Consider the following 16237-nt stretch of genomic DNA (forward strand, 5'->3'; position numbering starts at 1 on the left):
GGCGGAGGGCTACGTCTGCGAGGCCGACGCCTGCGCCTGCGCCTGCGCCTCGACCACCAAGGCCTGCCCGGGCTGGTTGGCCAGGCCCGGGGCCGCCAGGCCGACCTGGGTCAGGTACCGGCCGGTGAGGGTGAGTGCGCCCGCCCGTCGTGCCCAGGCGGGCCAGGTGTGCTCGGGGGAGGAGAGTTCGGGGCGCACCCGCAGGACGTAGTGGCTCTCGGGGTCCAGACCCGGGAGGCGTACCGGCGCGCCGTTCTCGGCGACGGAGGTCTCCAGCTGGACGTACGCGAAGACGGCATGGGTCCGGTCCCGCGAGACGACGCCGTGCACCCAGGCGGCCGGGTCGGGGTGGTCGGTGCGGACGACGTCGCCGCCGTGCAGCAGCGGGCGCAGCTGCTTGTAGGCGTCGACCCACGCGGTGAGCGCGGTCAGGTCGTCCTGCGACCAGGTCGAGAGGTCGGATTCGATGCCGGCGTGTCCGAACAGGGCGGTGGCGCAGCGGAAGGCGAGCGTGGTGTCGCGGTGGCTGATGTGCGCGGGGGCGGAGCCGATGTGGGAGCCGATCAGCTCGTGGGGCAGGAGCAGCCCGGTCCAGCGCTGGATGGCCTGGCGTTCGATCGGGTCGATGTTGTCCGATCCCCAGATCCGGTCGGTGCGTTCGAGGATGCCGAGGTCGGCGCGGGCCCCGCCGGAGGAGCAGGACTCGATCTCCAGCCCGGGGTGGCGGCCGCGCAGTTCGTCCAGGAGCCGGTAGACGGCCGTGGTCTGCGCGTGCACGCCGGGTCGGCCGTCGTGGACGGCGTCGGCGAGGTCGCGGTTGTGGTCCCACTTGATGTAGTCGATGCCCACGTCCCCGACGAGGGTGCTGATCCGCTCCAGCAGGTAGGCGTGGGCGTCGGGGTGCGCGACGTCCAGGACGTGCTGGCTGCGCTGCTCGAAGGGGAGGCGGTCGGGGTCGGCGAGGAGCCAGTCGGGGTGGGCGCGGGCCAGGTCGGAGTCGGGGTTGACCATCTCGGGCTCGAACCAGAGGCCGAACTGCATGCCGAGCCCGTGGACGTGGTCGGCGAGCGGGCGGAGTCCGTCGGGCCACACCTTCTCGTCGACGTACCAGTCGCCGAGGCCGGCCCGGTCGTGGCGGCGGTGCCGGAACCAGCCGTCGTCCACGACGAAGCGTTCCACGCCGACCGCCGCCGCGGTGGTCGCGAGGGCGCGTACCCGTGCGGGGTCGTGGTCGAAGTAGACCGCCTCCCAGATGTTCATGGTGACCGGCCGGGCGGTGGCCGGGTGCTGAGGCCGGGCCCGGAGCATGTCGTGGAACCCTCGGCTGATTCCGTCCAGACCCGTGCCGGAGGTCGCGAAGTACACCCACGGGGTCCGGTAGGACTCGCCCGCCGCCAGCCGGATCTCACCGGCGTCCAGCAGTTCGCCGCCGCCGAGGACCGTCGTCCCGTCGGGCAGCCGCTCCGCGTACTGGACGTGGTTGCCGCTCCACGCGGGGTGCACGCCCCAGACCTCGCCGTGCCGGAAGCCGAAGCCCTCGCTGCCGGCGAGCAGCAGCCCGGCGTCGAAGCCCGTGCGGCCGCGCCGGTTCTCCCTCGACCAGATGCCCTGCCGCAGCGGGGAGCGCTGCGGGGAGCGCTCACGGGCCCAGCGGCCGGCGAAGTCCAGCAGTTCCGCGGCGTGGGCGGGGATCGGCAGCACGCACGCCAGCACGTCCAGGGTGTAGGTGTCCGTCGCCGTGTTGGTCAGGGTGTGGCGCAGCCGCACCACGCCCTGTTCCGTCATCTGCAGCTCGGTGTCCAGCGCGAGCCCCGCGCCGGGGTCCAGGGCCCGCACGTGGATGGTGCCGCCCCGGCCGTCCTGGGCGCGTACGGCGAGCGGTTCGGCGAGCTCGAAGCGTGTCGGGCGGACCCGGCCGTCTCGGTGCCCGGCGAGGGCCGGACGTCCGAACCAGCCCCAGCCCCGCCCCTGAGAGGGCATCAGGCTGCCGGTCTGGTGGCGCGAGGTTCGGCCCATGGCGTCGAGTACCTGCGCGGCGTCGTCGGCGCGGAAGCCGGGATCGACGCCCCAGTGCAGCACCCGGGGCAGCTCAAGTCCGGTGGCGTCGAGCGCGAGGGCCGTACCACCGGCCGACAGCACGACGAGATTCGCCTCAGTCAATTCGTCCTCGTTCGGGGGATGGGATGCACGCGCCCGTTCGTTCCGTCAGGGAGTTCGGTCAGCGCTCACACATGCCCTTGTCCGGCCCGTCCGCCGGTTCGGGCTACCTTCGTCGGCGGGTCGGTTCCGCACCCCCGCCCGACGGAGTGCACTCCAAGAGATAGCACGTTCGCCCTCGCACTGAACATCCCATGGCCAGGAACAGACGCAGAAGGGTTGATGACGGCGCGTCAGGTTCCCGGGGGGCCCGGTGGTTGGTCGAAAGTACCGCGTCAGCTGACCCGAAGACCGACGGCCAAGGTCAGCTCAAGGACCCGGTGTGGCGACGCCAGATCCGGAAACAGCTCCCGCAGCTGCGACATCCGGTAGCGGACTGTCTGGGGATGGACGAACAACGCCGCCGCCACCTCCTCCCGCCTGCCCTGGTGCAGCAGCCACGCCCGTAGCGTCTCCTCCAACCGCTGCGCGGTCGCGTCGGGCAAGGTCCGCAACGGTGCGAGGGCTCGGGCACGCAGGTCCGCGAACGCGTCCGCGTCGGCGCTCAGCACCAGCTCGGGCAGGTGGTCCTCGGTGTCGCGGATGTCAGCGGAGAGGGAGCGCGCGCGTACGGCTCGTGCGTACGAGGCGGACGCACGGGTCCACGGCCGGGTCGGCCCGACCACGGCGGTGCGGTCGGTCAGCTGCCGCAGGAGGCGCGATCGGTCGGCATCGGGAACGAGCAGCACACCGGTGGCGTCCGGCAGATCGTCGAGGATCAGGGTGCTCGGGTCGAGCGCGCGGTAGGCAGGCCGGGCCTGGACCGCGGGCAGCAGGACCACGGTCAGCGAAACCGGCGGCTGCCATCCGGCCCGTTGGGCAGAGGCCATCAGTACGTCCGGGTTGGCGCCGGCGAGGAGGTCGCGGGCCAGGTGTTCCAGATGGCGCTCGTGGGCCCTGCCCCGGGCGGCCAGTTCGTCGGCGTGGCCCGCGGCGCTCGCGGCGGAGAGCTCGTCGATGTAGGCGAAGGTCAGCTCGGCGAACTTGGCGACCTCGGCGGCGGGCAGACCCGCGGGTACGGCTCCCGCCGCCAGGCATCGCCAGGCCACGCGGGCGCCGACGCGGTAGGCGCTGAGCAGGGCGTCCATCGAACGGCCGTCGCGCACCTCGCCGCGACCCAGCTCGTAGGCCGCGTCACCGGCGTCGCCGCCTGTGGCGTTCCCGCTCGCCAGGTCCAGGTAGTGCCCCAGAGCAGTGCGGACGGCCCGGCGGATGGTGCCGCCCATGGGGCCCGAAAGGGCATTGGCATAGGGAGGGACCTCGTCGATGATCGCCTGGACGACCTCGTCGGCGGTGGTCGTCAGCGCGGCCCTGAGTGCTGTGACCGTCGTCTCATCCAGGGCCAGTCCGCTGGCCCTCCGGATTGCATGGCTCACGTTTTTGTTTCCTGCGAACAATTCAGCCGAGCAGTTTCACGTCCTACGGTCAGGACTTTACGCCCCGGAGCGCCGCAAGCTGGAGTCATGACGCGTGCAAGACTCCGCAGCAGGGCGTGGAAACTGCTGGAGATGGCCACAACGCCGCTGCTGCCCTCGGACTACCTCGACCTGGTCAGCCCGCTGCGCGCGGGCGCCGACCTGCGGGGGCGCATCGAGGCCGTGCACCCCGAGACGGGCGACGCCGCGACCCTCGTGATCAGGCCGGGACGGGGCTGGCGCGGCCACACGGCCGGGCAGTACCTGCGGATCGGGGTCGACGTCGACGGGCGGCGCCTGTGGCGTGCCTACTCGATCACCTCGCCGACAGACCGCCGGGACGGCCGCGTCACGATCACCGTGAAGGCCGTCCCGGACGGCAAGGTCAGCAACCACCTGGTCCGCCGGGCGACACCGGGCACGCTGATCCAGCTCGACCAGGCGTCCGGTGACTTCGTCCTGCCGCGGGCCAAGCCCGCCAAGGTGCTCTACCTGACGGCCGGCAGCGGCATCACGCCGGTGATGGGCATGCTGCGCGACACCGAGTTCGACGACGTCGTCATGGTCCACCTCGCCCCACAGCCGCAGGACGTGCTCTTCCGCACCGAGCTGCACGGCCTGGTCGCGGACGGGAAACTGCGCCTCGTCGAGGTGCACACCGCCACGGACGGCAGGCTCGACATCGCCCGTCTCGACGAACTCGTGCCCGACTGGGCCGAGCGCGAGACCTGGGCCTGCGGTCCCGCGGGCCTGCTCGACGCCGCAGAGAAGCACTGGAACGAGAACGGCGTCCACGAGCGCCTGCACACCGAGCGCTTCCGCCCGAGCGTCGTCGTCGCCGGGGACGGCGGGGAGGTCACGTTCGGTGCCACCGGCAGGACCGTCGTTGCGGACGGCGCAACGCCGCTGCTGGACATCGGCGAGGAGGCCGGCGTGCTCATGCCCTCCGGGTGTCGCATGGGCATCTGCTTCGGCTGCGTCTCGCCGCTCAAGGCGGGCGCCGTCCGTGACCTGCGCAGCGGCGAGATCACCGAGGCCGAGCCGGGCGTCCTCATCCAGACCTGCGTGTCCGCCGCGGCGGGCCCCTGCGAGATCGAACGGTAGGAGCACCTTGACCGCCATCGACCCCACCGTCCACCTGACCGAGGCGCAGATCGAGGAGCTCGGCCGCGAGCTGGACGCGATCCGCGACGAGGTCATCGCCGCCCGCGGCGAGAAGGACGCTGCCTACATCCGCAAGGTCATATCGGCCCAGCGCAAGCTGGAGCTGGCCAGCAGGGGCGTGCTGCTGTTCTCGCTCTTCCCGCCCGCGTGGCTGCTCGGCACCGCCGGCCTGTCCGTGGCGAAGATCATGGACAACATGGAGATCGGCCACAACGTCCTGCACGGCCAGTGGGACTGGATGCGGGACCCGAAGATCCACTCCACCAGCTGGGAGTGGGACCACGTCTCGCCGTCCGATCAGTGGAAGCACTCGCACAACGAGCTGCACCACACGTACACCAACGTGATCGGCAAGGACAACGACCTCGGCTACGGCATCATGCGCGTCGACGAGGACCAGAAGTGGCACCCGTTCCACCTCGGCCAGCCGCTGTGGAACTTCATCAACGCCTGCTTCTTCGAGTACGGCATCGCCGCGTACGACCTGGAGCTCGGCAAGAACCTGAGCAAGCGCCGCCGCAAGGACCCGGAGTTCCGCGCGCGGGCCAGGGCCGTGGGCCGCAAGATCCGCAAGCAGGTGCTCAAGGACTACGTGATCCACCCGCTGCTGTCGGGCCCGTCCTTCCTCACCACGCTCGCCGCCACCTTCACCGCGAACCTGGTCCGCAACATCTGGACCCACTCGGTGATCATGTGCGGGCACTTCCCCGAGGGGGTGCAGGTCTTCGAGCGTCAGTCGATCAAGGGCGAGACGCGCGGCCAGTGGTACCTGCGCCAGATGATGGGGTCGGCGAACATCAGCGGCAGCAGGGCCATGCACTTCATGACCGGCAACCTGTCGCACCAGATCGAGCACCACCTGTTCCCCGACCTGCCGAGCAACCGGTACGCCGAGGTCGCGGTGAAGGTGCGCGCGCTGTTCGAGAAGTACGAGCTGGAGTACGTCACCGGGCCGCTGCCGAAGCAGGTGTTCTCCGCGTGGCGCAAGGTCTTCCGGCTCTCGCTGCCGAACGGGAAACCGAGGGCCGCAACGCCGGACCGCGATCAGGTGCTCGTCGTGGCCTGATCCACGGGGAGGGCTTCTCCCGTCCGCAGGTGCTCGCTCAGCCACAGCGCGGTGTTGCTGACGTGCATCAACGCGGCGGCCTGGCTGAGGGAGGCGTCGCGGATCGACAGTGCCCGGAAGATCGCCTCGTGCTCGGCGATGGTCCGGTCCGAGGCCTGGGCGTCGACCACACCGCGCCAGGTGCGGGCGCGCAGCGTACGCCCGGAGATGCCCTCCAGGACCGTGACCAGGGTCTCGTTGCCCGTGGCCGCGATGACGGCGCGGTGGAACGCGGCATCATGGGCGTTGAGCCGTTCCACGTCGTCACGGGCGTCGCGCATGGCGTCCAGGTGCCGTTCCACCTCGGCCAGCTGCTCGTCGGAGATCCGGGTGGCGGCCAGCGCGGTGGCGACCGGCTCCAGGAGCCGCCGTACCTCGATGAGGTCCTGCACCGCGGCGGAATCGCCCTGCAGCAGCTCCACCGCGCCGCCGAGTCCTTCCAGGAGCAGGCTCGGCTGCAGGCTGGTCACGTACGTGCCGTCGCCCCGCCGGACTTCCAGGACCCGGGCGACGGCCAATGCCTTCACGGCCTCCCGGGCCAGGTTGCGGGAGAGGCCGAGCTGGGCGGCCAGCTCGGCCTCCGGCGGGAGCTTCGAACCCGGTGGCAGCGCTCCGCTGCGGATCAGCTCGCGGATCTGCGCGATGGCCTTGTCCGTCAGAGACACCGCGCACTCCTTCCGGGCCCGTTCTCGAAGTGACGTTGATGATACTGGGACGGCTGTACGGGAAGGCGAGGACCTGGGCGTCAGAGCCGGGCCGTCCAGACCGGGCCGTCGGGGTAGGCGTACTCCTTGAGCGAGCCCGGGTGCATCTGTGCGCTCAGCCCGGGCAGGGTCGGCGCGAGATAGCGGCCACCGGAGACGCGGACCGGGTCGACGAAGTGTTCGTGCAGGTGGTCGACGTACTCGATGACCCGGTCCTCGGTGGTGCCGGAGACGGCCACGTAGTCGAACATCGACAGGTGCTGGACCATCTCGCACAGCCCCACGCCCCCGGCGTGCGGGCAGACCGGCACCCCGAACTTCGCGGCCAGCAGGAGGATCGCGAGGTTCTCGTTGACGCCGCCGACCCGGGCGGCGTCGATCTGCACGATGTCCACGGCGCCGGCCTGCAGCAGCTGCTTGAACACGACCCGGTTGGCGACGTGCTCGCCGGTGGCGACCTTGATGGGGCCCAGAGCCTCGCGGACGGCGGCGTGGCCGAGGATGTCGTCGGGGGAGGTGGGCTCCTCGATCCAGTACGGGCCGTAGGGGGCGAGGGCGCGCATCCAGTCGATCGCGGGTGCCACGTCCCATCTCTGGTTGGCGTCGACGGCGATGCGGACGTCCGGTCCGACCGCCGCTCGGGCGGCACGCATGCGCCGCACGTCGTCCGCCAGGTCCGCGCCGACCTTCAGCTTGATCTGGGTGAAGCCGTCGGCGACGGCCTCGTGGGCGAGGCGGGTCAGTTTCTCGTCGGAGTAGCCGAGCCAGCCGGGGGTGGTGGTGTAGGCGGGGTAGCCGCTCTCCAGCAGGCGGGCGATGCGCTCCTGACGGCCGGGCTCGGCGCGACGGAGGATCCCGAGCGCCTCCTCGGGGGTGAGGGCGTCGCTGAGCCAGCGGAAGTCGACCTGGGCGACCAGGTCCTCGGGGGACATCGCGGCGAGGAAGCGCCAGACGGGCCGGCCGGCACGCTTGGCGGCGAGGTCCCAGGCTGCGTTGACCACGGCTCCGGTGGCCATGTGGATGGCACCCTTCTCCGGTCCGAGCCACCGCAGTTGGGGGTCATGGACGAGAGTGCGGGCGAACTTTCCGAGGTCGGCGCAGACCTCCTCCACGGACAGGCCGACCACGTACGGGGCGAGGGCCGCGATGGCGGCGGCCTGGACGTCGTTGCCGCGTCCGGTGGTGAAGGCGAGGGCGTGGCCTTCCAGTCCGTCGCCGGCGTCGGTGCGCAGCATCACGTAGGCCGCGGAGTAGTCGGGCTCGGGGTTCATCGCGTCCGAGCCGTCCAGGTGCTCGGAGGTGGGGAAGCGGACGTCCAGGACGTCCAGCGAGGTGATGCGGGCGGACGAGGGCATGGCGGCAACTCCTGGGAGGGGCAAGGGTTTCGGCCCCACGGGCGGGGCGTGAGCGCGACGGCGGGCGGGCGGCGACGGCCGCGAGGGTCACTCCTGGACCTTGCCGCCGGTGATGCGGGAGATGGCGAGGGCGATCAGGATGATCAGGCCGTTGAGGGCGCCGATCCACTGGGCGGGGACGCCCGCCAGCGTGAGCACGTTCTGGATCATGAAGAGCAGCAGGATGCCGCAGAACGCGCCGAACATGGTGCCCTTGCCGCCGTTGAGGCTGATCCCGCCGATGACGGCGGCGGCGAAGACGGTGAAGATGTAGCCGTTGCCCTGGGCGGAGGCGACCGAGGCCAGGCGTCCGGACAGCATCAGCCCGGCCAGGGCGGCGAGTGCGCTGCCGCTGACGATCACGATCCACAGCACCCGGTCGGTACGGATGCCGGCGGCCTTCGAAGCGTCGATGTTGCCGCCGATGGCGTAGAGGGAGCGACCGAAGCCGGTCCAGCCGAGCACCACGATCGCGATCGCGAACAGGGCCAGGCAGGTCCAGATGGAGGCGGGCATCCCGAACCACTCGGCGGTGCCGAGGTAGAGCATCGACTCCGGCAGCTGGAAGAAGGTCTGGCCGCCGGAGACGCCGGTGAGGATGCCGCGCAGGACGATGAGCATGCCGAGGGTGACGATGAAGCCGTTGAGGCCGAAGCGGATGATCAGCAGCGAGTTGATCACGCCGACGAGTACGCCGACGGCCAGGGTGACGGGAACCGCCCAGGCGCCGGGAAGCAGGCCGAGCCCGTGTCCCGCACCGGCCGGGACGACCAGCCAGGCCGCGATGCCGGGCGCGAGGCCCATCGTGGACTCCAGGGACAGGTCCATCTTCTTGACGATCAGGATCATCGTCTGGGCGAGGACCAGCAGGGCCATCTCGGACATGGTCTGCAGGACGTTGACGAGGTTGTCGGCCTGCAGGAACACGGGGTTGACGATCTGCCCGACGATCGCGATGACGACGATCGCGGGGACGAGGGCGAGGTCGCGCAGTCGGGCCAGGGGTATCCGGCCGCCGAGCAGCGCCGTGCGCGCGGGCTTGGGCCCCACGGCCCCGGCGGCCGCGTCCGCGAGGACGGTTTCAGGCATCGAGGTCCACTCCTTCCATCGCGGCCACGAGCTCGTGGTCGTGCCAGCCGCGGGCCATCTCCGAGGTCACGCGGCCCTGGAACATCACCAGGACCCGGTCGCACATGCGCAGGTCGTCGAGTTCGTCGGAGGCGATGAGCACGCCCGTGCCGGTCCGCGCCGTCTCCTCGACCTTGCCGAGGAGGAACTCCTTGGAGCGCACGTCCACCCCCGCGGTCGGATTGATCAGCACCAGCAGGCGGGGGTCGTCCGCCAGTGCCCGGGCCATGACGACCTTCTGCTGGTTGCCGCCCGAGAGCGCGGAGACGGGCAGCCCGGGGCCGGGCGTCTTGATTGCGAGCTTCTCGATCATGTCGCCGGCGAGCCGGTCCCGCCGTGCACGGCTGAGGAATCCGTTCCGGCCGAGCCTGTGCGGCACGGACAGCGTGGCGTTGTCGGCGATCGACATGTCGGGCACGAATCCCTGGTGGTGCCGGTCCTGCGGGACGAACCCGGCACCCGCGGCGAGCGCGGCGGGAACGCTGCCGGGCCGGGGCCGCCGCCCGGCGATCGCCACCTCTCCCGCCCGGGCCGCCCGCAGTCCCACGACGGTCTCGGCGACCTCGGTACGACCGCTGCCGGCGGCACCCGCGAGTCCGACGATCTCCCCGGCGCCCACCTCGAAGGTGACATCACCGTAGGCAGCGCCGCTGCCCAGCGCCCGTACGGACAGGGCCGGCACGCCGGTGCGGTCGAGGCTGCTCGACCGCACCTCCGGCCGGTCGCCCGCCGCCTCGCCGGTCATCGCCGCGACCAGTTCGGTGCGGGGGAGTCCCGTGACCGGCGCGGTCACGACGTGCCGGGCGTCGCGGAACACCGTCACCATGTCGCAGATGTCGTAGACCTCCTGGAGATGGTGACTGATGAACAGGAAGGTCACGCCCTGGCGCTGCAAGTCGCGGATCCGGTCGAAGAGGCGGGTGATGGCCGCGCCGTCCAGCTGGGCAGTCGGCTCGTCCAGGATGATGAACCGGGCGCCGAACGACAGTGCCCGGGCGATCTCCACGAACTGCCGCTGTTCCACGGTCAGATCGCCGGCCGGGGTCTGCGGGTCGACGTCCACCGACCAGGTCGACAGCAGGTCCTTCGCTCGCCGGCGCACTCCCTGCCAGCTGATGAGCCGGCCACGCCCGTGTTCGTGGCGGTTGAGGAAGAGGTTCTCGGCGACGGTCAGGGTGGGGATGATCGTGGACTTCTGGTACACGCAGGCCACCCGCTGTCGCCAGGCGTCTCGGTCGGCCAACCGCGGCGCGGGGCTGCCGCCGAAGGCGACCGTTCCCTCGTCGGGGGCCTGCAGGCCGGTGAGGACCGACACGAGTGTCGACTTGCCGGCCCCGTTGCGGCCGACGAGCGCGTGGGTCTCGCCGGCCCTGATGGTGATCCGGGCGCCGTCGAGGGCCACCGTCGGACCGAATCGCTTGACTATGCCCGTCGCCTCGACGACGGGTGGGCCCGTCCGGGACCGTCCACCGCCCGCAGGGGCGGGCGCGGGGCTGACTGCTCGCTGCCCGTCGCTCATCACAACCTCCTTGCCATCGTTAGTTGTTGGGTCCTGACCGGGCAGGTCAGCCGTGGTTGTTGCCCCACAGGGAGGGGTCGTCGCTCCTGACGCTGGGAACACCGCCGAAGGTGGCGCCGTCGAGGGTGACCAGGGGAGCGGAGAGCTGGTCCTCAAGCAGACCCGGCCGGACCTGGATGATGGTGCTGTCGTGGTCGGTCTTGCCGGGCTGGAAGGTCTTCCCGTCGATGGCGGCCTTCAGGTACTGCAGCGCGTACTTGGCGTACAGGTCGGCCGGCTGGGAGACGGTGGCGTCGATCCTGCCCGCCGCGATCGACTTGAGCTCCTCGGGGATGCCGTCGTTGGACACGACGAAGACGTGCTTCTCGTCCGACGGGTCGACCAGCAGGCCCTTCTGCTTGAGGACCTGGAGCGTGCCGGCCAGGGCGAAGCTGGACTCCATGTAGACGCCCTTGATGTCCGGGTTGGCGGTCAGGTCCGTCTGGAGCTTCTGTGCGGCGACCGCGCCGTCCCAGTTGGTGGCCTCGCCGAACACCTTGATGCCGGGGTAGTTCTTCTTCATGCAGTCGTTGAACGCCTCGGTGCGGTCCCGGCCGTTGATGGAGTCCAGGCCACCCTCCAGCATGACGACCTTGCCCTGGCCCTTCAGCTTCGTGCCGAGGAACTGACAGGCCTTCTCGCCGTAGGCGCGGTTGTCGGCCCGCACCACCATGAACACCTTGCCGCTGTCGGGGCGGGTGTCGATGGTGACGACGGGGATCTTCTTCGCCTCCAGCTGCGCCAGCGTCGGCGCGACGGCGGCGGTGTCCTGCGGCGCCATCGCGAGCCCCTTCACCCCCTGGCTGATGAAGGTCTGCGCGTTGGCGGTCAGCTTGGCCACGTCGTTCTGCGAGTTCGTCGTCTTCAGCGACAGGCCCACCTGGCCGGCGTACCCGGGCGTGTACCTGATGTACGAGTTCCAGAAGTCGGTGTCCGAACGCGGGTAGTCGACGCCGACCAGCGGCGCGTCGCCCGACCCGGCTGAGGTGCCCGAGGTACTGCTGCAGGCGCTGAGCAGAGCCAGGGCGGACAGGGCCGAGACGGCGGAGCAGAGTGCGGTTCTGAGTCTCATCGGTACTTCCTCGCGCTGGTCCCTTTGAGCGGGAGAGAGTTGTGCCGGGCGGCAGCTGCGGTGGGCCGCCGCATCGGAGAGATGGGATGTATGTATAGGCGGCAGCGGGGACGATGTCCAGGTGCCGAGCCAAATCGCAAGGACAATGGGCCAGTTCGACGGGGGCGGTGTGACCGGCCGGGAAGAAAAATCCCATCAATCGCTGCACGCCCGTTGACTTCAGGGCGTTACATGGACGACCTTCGTGCGTAACCTCCCGGCGCCCCAGGGGTGTGCGCGTGTGCGCGTCGTACGTGCCCCCGGTCCGGCCCGTTCTCTCCGTCCCCCCAGCCCAGGGATGTCCTCATGGCGAGTTCACTGAACCGACGTCAGTTCCTCTCCGCAGCCGCAGGTGTGGCTGCGGCTGCCATGGCCGGCGGCGGCCTCGCGGCCGGCGTCGCACAGGCGGCACCGAGCACCTACACTCCCGACTGGAACTCGGTCGACCAGCACCCGGCGGCTCCGGAGTGGTTCCAGGACGCGAAGTTCGGGATCTACTTCCACTGGGGGGTCTTCAGCGTTCCCGCGTACCAGAGCGAGTGGTACCCGCGGAACATGTACAAGGCCGGCAGCCCGGCCAACCAGCACCACATCGCGACCTACGGCCAGCCGGCGGACTGGCCCTACCACAACTTCATCAACGGGGCGAAGGACCTCGCGGGCAACACCGTGCAGTTCGCGCCGAAGCTGAAGTCCGCGGGCGGGAACTTCGACCCCGACGAGTGGGCGCAACTGTTCGTCGACGCCGGCGCCAAGTTCGCCGGACCGGTCGCCGAGCACCACGACGGCTTCTCCATGTGGGACAGCCAGGTCAACGAGTGGAACTCGTTCGCCAAGGGCCCGAAGCTGAACCTGCTGCAGCTGTTCGCCACGGCGATCCGCGCCAAGAACCTCAAGCTGCTGGTGGCCATGCACCACGCCTTCAACTTCAACGGCTACTACGAGAGCGTCCCGGCGCAGTCGGACCCGAGCCTCAAGAAGCTCTACGGGCAGCTGGACAGGTCGCAGGAGAACCAGCTCTGGTACGACAAGCTGAAGGAGGTCGTCGACCGCGCCCAGCCGGACGTCCTCTGGCAGGACTTCGACCTGAACGCAGTCGACGAGGCGCAGCGCCTCGACTTCCTTTCGTACTACTACAACCAGGCCAACTCCTGGGGCCGTGAGGTCGTCGCCACCTACAAGGACGGCTTCGACAACAAGGGCGAGATCTTCGACTACGAGCGCGGCGGCCCGGCGGACCTCACCACCCCGTACTGGCTGACCGACGACAGCATCTCCAGCAGCAGCTGGTGCTACACGCAGGGCATCGGCTACTACAGCATCCAGCAGATGCTGCACTCGTTCATCGACCGGGTCAGCAAGAACGGCAACGTCCTGCTGAACATCGCGCCGATGGCCGACGGCACCATCCCCCAGGCGCAGAAGGACGTCCTGCTCGGCATCGGAGACCACCTGAAGCGCTTCGGCGAGTCGATCTACTCGACCCGCGCCTGGACGGTCTACGGCGAGGGCCCGACGAAGATGGGCGGTGGCTCCTTCACCAACCCGACGGCCGGCACTCCCCAGGACATCCGCTTCACCCGCAACAAGGCCGGCACCGTCCTGTACGCCACCGTCCTCGGCTGGCCCGGCAGTTCACTCACGATCAAGACCCTCGGCTCGGACCGGATCAACCTCTCGTCGCTGACCTCGGTGAAGCTGCTCGGCTCCACCGGCGGAACCACCATCGACCTGCCCGCACCGGTGCAGAGCCCCTCCGGCCTGACGGTCACCCTGCCGTCCTCCGCGCCGTACGGCGCGTACGCGTACGTCCTGAAGCTCTCCTTCTCGGGCACCATCCCGGTCGTGCTGCCGCCGGCCGGCGCCGTCGCCTTCAAGGACGTCAACTACACCGGCGCCTCCGCGGCGTTGAACGTGGGCGAGTACACCGCGGCCGACCTGACCGCGGCCGGTGTGGGCGCGGCCGCCATCTCCTCCCTCCGTACGTCCCCCGGCTTCCAGGTCATCGGCTACTCGGCGGACAACTTCACCGGAACCGCCTGGACCTTCACCGCCGACAACCCCGACCTCAGGGCCACCGGCAACAACGACCAGATCACCTCGCTGAAGGTCCAGTTCAACCCGTCGACGTACTTCCGGCTCACCAACGTCACCGACGGCCTCGCCCTGGACGGCGGCGGCAAGGTCGACTCCGGTTCCGACCTCAAGCAGTGGACCTGGGACGGCAGCAGCAACCTCCAGTGGCAGGCCGTCGACGTGGGCGGCGGCTACTACAAGCTGGTCAACCGCACCAACGGCATGGTCGCCGACGGCTGGGGCGCCACCGCCGACGGCTCCGCCGCCCGGCAGGCCCCGTGGAACGGCGGCACCAACCAACAGTGGAAGATCATCCCCCGGGGCGGGTACGGGTACTCGATCGCCAACCGCACCACCGGTCTGGTCCTCGACGGCGGCGGCAGCGTCGCGTCCGGCTCCGTCACCAAGCAGTGGACCTACAACAGCAGCTCCAACCTGCTGTGGACCTTCACGGCGCTCTGAGTGCCGCCCCGACCGGGGCCGGAGGTCGGCCGCCGGAGGCAACGGCGTGGGCGGCGTCCGTGTTGCCGTCCACGCCGTTCCCCACCCCGCTGGTCCTCCCGTGGCGCCGACCGGTCAGCGCGCGCCGCGTGAAGTTCTTGTGATCGCTCACGTTTTACATGACAGAAAACTTGACGCAACGCCGCAGTGGCCCAACGATGATGGCCATCGCGCAGCAGTCGCTCCGAGGCCTGAATTGTTAGCGTTAACATTCGGGCCTCCGCAGTAGGGGCGCCCCTGCCGGGCGGCTTCCACGTCGGCCGATCACGACCCCCGGCGCGCGCCGCCGGATTGCCACGCGCGCCAAAGCCGACAGAAACGCCGGCCGGCAGCTCCACCTGTTCACAAGGGAGATCTCGATGCACCGACAAGGTTCCAACCGCAGACCTGCGTCTGTGGTGTTGACGGCCGTGGTTGTCACCGTGGCGGCACTGGCGGCGATGCTCGTCGCAGCCCCGGCTCAGGCGGCCACCAGCGGCGCCCTGCGCGGTGCGGGTTCCGGCCGGTGTCTCGACGTGCCGAACGCCAGTCAGAACGACGGAACCCTCCTGCAGATCTGGGACTGCTCGGGCGGGACCAACCAGCAGTGGACGGTGACGTCCGCCAACCAGCTGACGGTGTACGGCAACAAGTGCCTGGACGTTCCGGGCCACGCCACCGCGGCCGGCACCCGGGTGGAGATCTGGTCCTGCACCGGCGCTGCGAACCAGCAGTGGCGGGTGAACGCCGACGGCTCGGTGGTGGGCGTGGAGTCCGGGCTGTGCCTGGACGTGTCGGGCGCCGGTACGGCCAACGGCACGGCGGTGCAGCTCTGGAACTGCACCGGAGGCAGCAACCAGCAGTGGACCGGCCTGTCCGGGACGGGCGGCACCACCTGTGCTCTCCCGTCGACGTACCGGTGGAGCTCGACCGGTCCGCTGGCGCAGCCGGTGAACGGGGGTGCCGCGCTGAAGGACTTCACCGACGTGGTCTACAACGGCAAGCACCTGGTCTACGCGACCTACTCCGACGGGGCGTCGTGGAAGTCGATGGGATTCGCTCCCTTCACGAACTGGTCGGACATGGCCTCGGCCGGCCAGACCGTGATGTCCTCGTCCGCGGTGGCGCCCCAGCTGTTCTACTTCGCGCCCAAGAACACCTGGGTGCTGGCCTCGCTGGGGTGGGGTACCGCCTGGCCCTTCACCTACCGCACGTCCAGCGACCCGACCAACCCCAACGGCTGGTCCGCGCCGCAGGCGCTGTTCACCGGCAGCCTCCCCACCGGTGCCCCGATCGACCCGACCCTGATCGCCGACGACCAGAACATGTACCTGTTCTTCGCCGGTGACAACGGCAGCATCTACCGCGCGAGCATGCCGATCGGGAACTTCCCCGGCAACTTCGGCTCCTCGTACACCACGGTCATGAGCGACACGGTGCAGAACCTGTTCGAGGCGCCCCAGGTCTACAAGGTCCAGGGCCAGAACCAGTACCTCATGATCGTCGAGGCCCGGGACGCGAACGAGCACCGCTACTTCCGCTCGTTCACCGCCACCAGCCTGAACGGCTCCTGGACGGCGCAGGCCGCCACCGCGAACAACCCCTTCGCCGGCCTGGCCAACAGCGGTGCCACCTGGACCAACGACATCAGCCACGGTGACCTGGTCCGCAACAACCCCGACCAGACCATGACCGTCGACCCCTGCAACCTGCAGCTCCTCTACCAGGGCAGGAACCCCTCCTCGGACGGCGCTCCCTACATCCAACTGCCGTACCGGCCGGGCGTGCTCACCCTGCAGCGCTGACCCGCCCGCTCCAGCCGGGAGCCGATGCTCAACGCCTTGAGGGACCCCGTCCGCGCGCCGGCCGGGGTCCCTCGTCCTGTTGCGCGTCCGGGTCAGAAGCC

11 protein-coding genes are annotated in these 16237 nt (G+C 70.1%); 4 read left to right on the forward strand and 7 right to left on the reverse strand.

Translation table 11 applies throughout. The features are described from left to right. Positions 1–9 precede the first annotated feature (9 nt). The gene (locus BX285_RS21955) at positions 10–2160 is read right to left on the reverse strand and encodes an alpha-galactosidase (RefSeq protein WP_121176653.1); all 2151 of its coding nucleotides are present in this window, start codon (positions 2158–2160) and stop codon (positions 10–12) included. Between the two features lie 272 nt (positions 2161–2432). Next, entirely contained in the window at positions 2433–3572 is a 1140-nt protein-coding gene (locus BX285_RS21960) for a CdaR family transcriptional regulator (protein WP_121176656.1), read from the reverse strand. Positions 3573–3659: 87 nt separating this feature from the next. Between BX285_RS21960 and BX285_RS21965 the strand changes: the two genes are divergently transcribed. Then, positions 3660–4715, forward strand: a complete 1056-nt coding sequence (locus BX285_RS21965) for a ferredoxin reductase (protein ID WP_121176659.1) — start codon at positions 3660–3662, stop codon at positions 4713–4715. Positions 4716–4722: 7 nt separating this feature from the next. After that, positions 4723–5841, forward strand: a complete 1119-nt coding sequence (locus tag BX285_RS21970) for an acyl-CoA desaturase (protein WP_121176661.1) — start codon at positions 4723–4725, stop codon at positions 5839–5841. On the opposite strand, the gene BX285_RS21975 is transcribed toward BX285_RS21970, so the two are convergent. The 5 genes from BX285_RS21975 to BX285_RS21995 form a co-directional block, all read right to left on the reverse strand. Further along, a complete protein-coding gene (locus tag BX285_RS21975) occupies positions 5820–6545 on the reverse strand; it encodes a FadR/GntR family transcriptional regulator (protein ID WP_121176663.1) in 726 nt (241 codons plus the stop codon). The genes BX285_RS21970 and BX285_RS21975 overlap by 22 nt on opposite strands. Positions 6546–6625: 80 nt before the next feature. Continuing rightward, positions 6626–7939 (reverse strand): enolase C-terminal domain-like protein, encoded by a 1314-nt coding sequence (locus BX285_RS21980; protein ID WP_121176666.1) that lies wholly within the window; start codon positions 7937–7939, stop codon positions 6626–6628. A gap of 87 nt (positions 7940–8026) precedes the next feature. Further along, positions 8027–9067, reverse strand: coding sequence for an ABC transporter permease (locus tag BX285_RS21985; protein WP_097239555.1), 1041 nt, complete (start codon positions 9065–9067; stop codon positions 8027–8029). Next, the gene (locus BX285_RS21990; RefSeq protein WP_121176667.1) at positions 9060–10625 is read right to left on the reverse strand and encodes a sugar ABC transporter ATP-binding protein; all 1566 of its coding nucleotides are present in this window, start codon (positions 10623–10625) and stop codon (positions 9060–9062) included. Before BX285_RS21990 ends, BX285_RS21985 begins: the two co-directional genes overlap by 8 nt. Before the next feature lie 46 nt (positions 10626–10671). After that, on the reverse strand, positions 10672–11736 hold the full coding sequence (locus BX285_RS21995) for a sugar ABC transporter substrate-binding protein (protein WP_121176670.1): 1065 nt from the start codon (positions 11734–11736) through the stop codon (positions 10672–10674). A gap of 345 nt (positions 11737–12081) precedes the next feature. Here BX285_RS21995 and BX285_RS22000 point away from each other — a divergent pair, with 345 nt between their 5' ends. Beyond that, positions 12082–14313, forward strand: a complete 2232-nt coding sequence (locus tag BX285_RS22000; RefSeq protein WP_121176674.1) for an alpha-L-fucosidase — start codon at positions 12082–12084, stop codon at positions 14311–14313. Between the two features lie 398 nt (positions 14314–14711). Next, positions 14712–16136: a non-reducing end alpha-L-arabinofuranosidase family hydrolase gene (locus BX285_RS22005; protein ID WP_121176676.1), complete on the forward strand. Its 1425-nt coding sequence runs from the start codon at positions 14712–14714 to the stop codon at positions 16134–16136. Positions 16137–16237 lie beyond the last annotated feature (101 nt).

The organism is Streptomyces sp. 1114.5 (assembly GCF_003635085.1).
In the GTDB taxonomy this organism is placed as follows: domain Bacteria; phylum Actinomycetota; class Actinomycetes; order Streptomycetales; family Streptomycetaceae; genus Kitasatospora.

Excerpts from the sequence above, each read along its gene's own strand:
- BX285_RS21965 (WP_121176659.1), top strand. The coding sequence starts at position 3,660 with ATGACGCGTGCAAGACTCCGCAGCAGGGCGTGGAAACTGCTGGAGATG.
- BX285_RS21980 (WP_121176666.1), bottom strand. The coding sequence starts at position 7,939 with ATGCCCTCGTCCGCCCGCATCACCTCGCTGGACGTCCTGGACGTCCGC.
- BX285_RS21985 (WP_097239555.1), bottom strand. The coding sequence starts at position 9,067 with ATGCCTGAAACCGTCCTCGCGGACGCGGCCGCCGGGGCCGTGGGGCCC.
- BX285_RS21990 (WP_121176667.1), bottom strand. The coding sequence starts at position 10,625 with ATGAGCGACGGGCAGCGAGCAGTCAGCCCCGCGCCCGCCCCTGCGGGC.
- BX285_RS21995 (WP_121176670.1), bottom strand. The coding sequence starts at position 11,736 with ATGAGACTCAGAACCGCACTCTGCTCCGCCGTCTCGGCCCTGTCCGCC.
- BX285_RS22000 (WP_121176674.1), top strand. The coding sequence starts at position 12,082 with ATGGCGAGTTCACTGAACCGACGTCAGTTCCTCTCCGCAGCCGCAGGT.
- BX285_RS22005 (WP_121176676.1), top strand. The coding sequence starts at position 14,712 with ATGCACCGACAAGGTTCCAACCGCAGACCTGCGTCTGTGGTGTTGACG.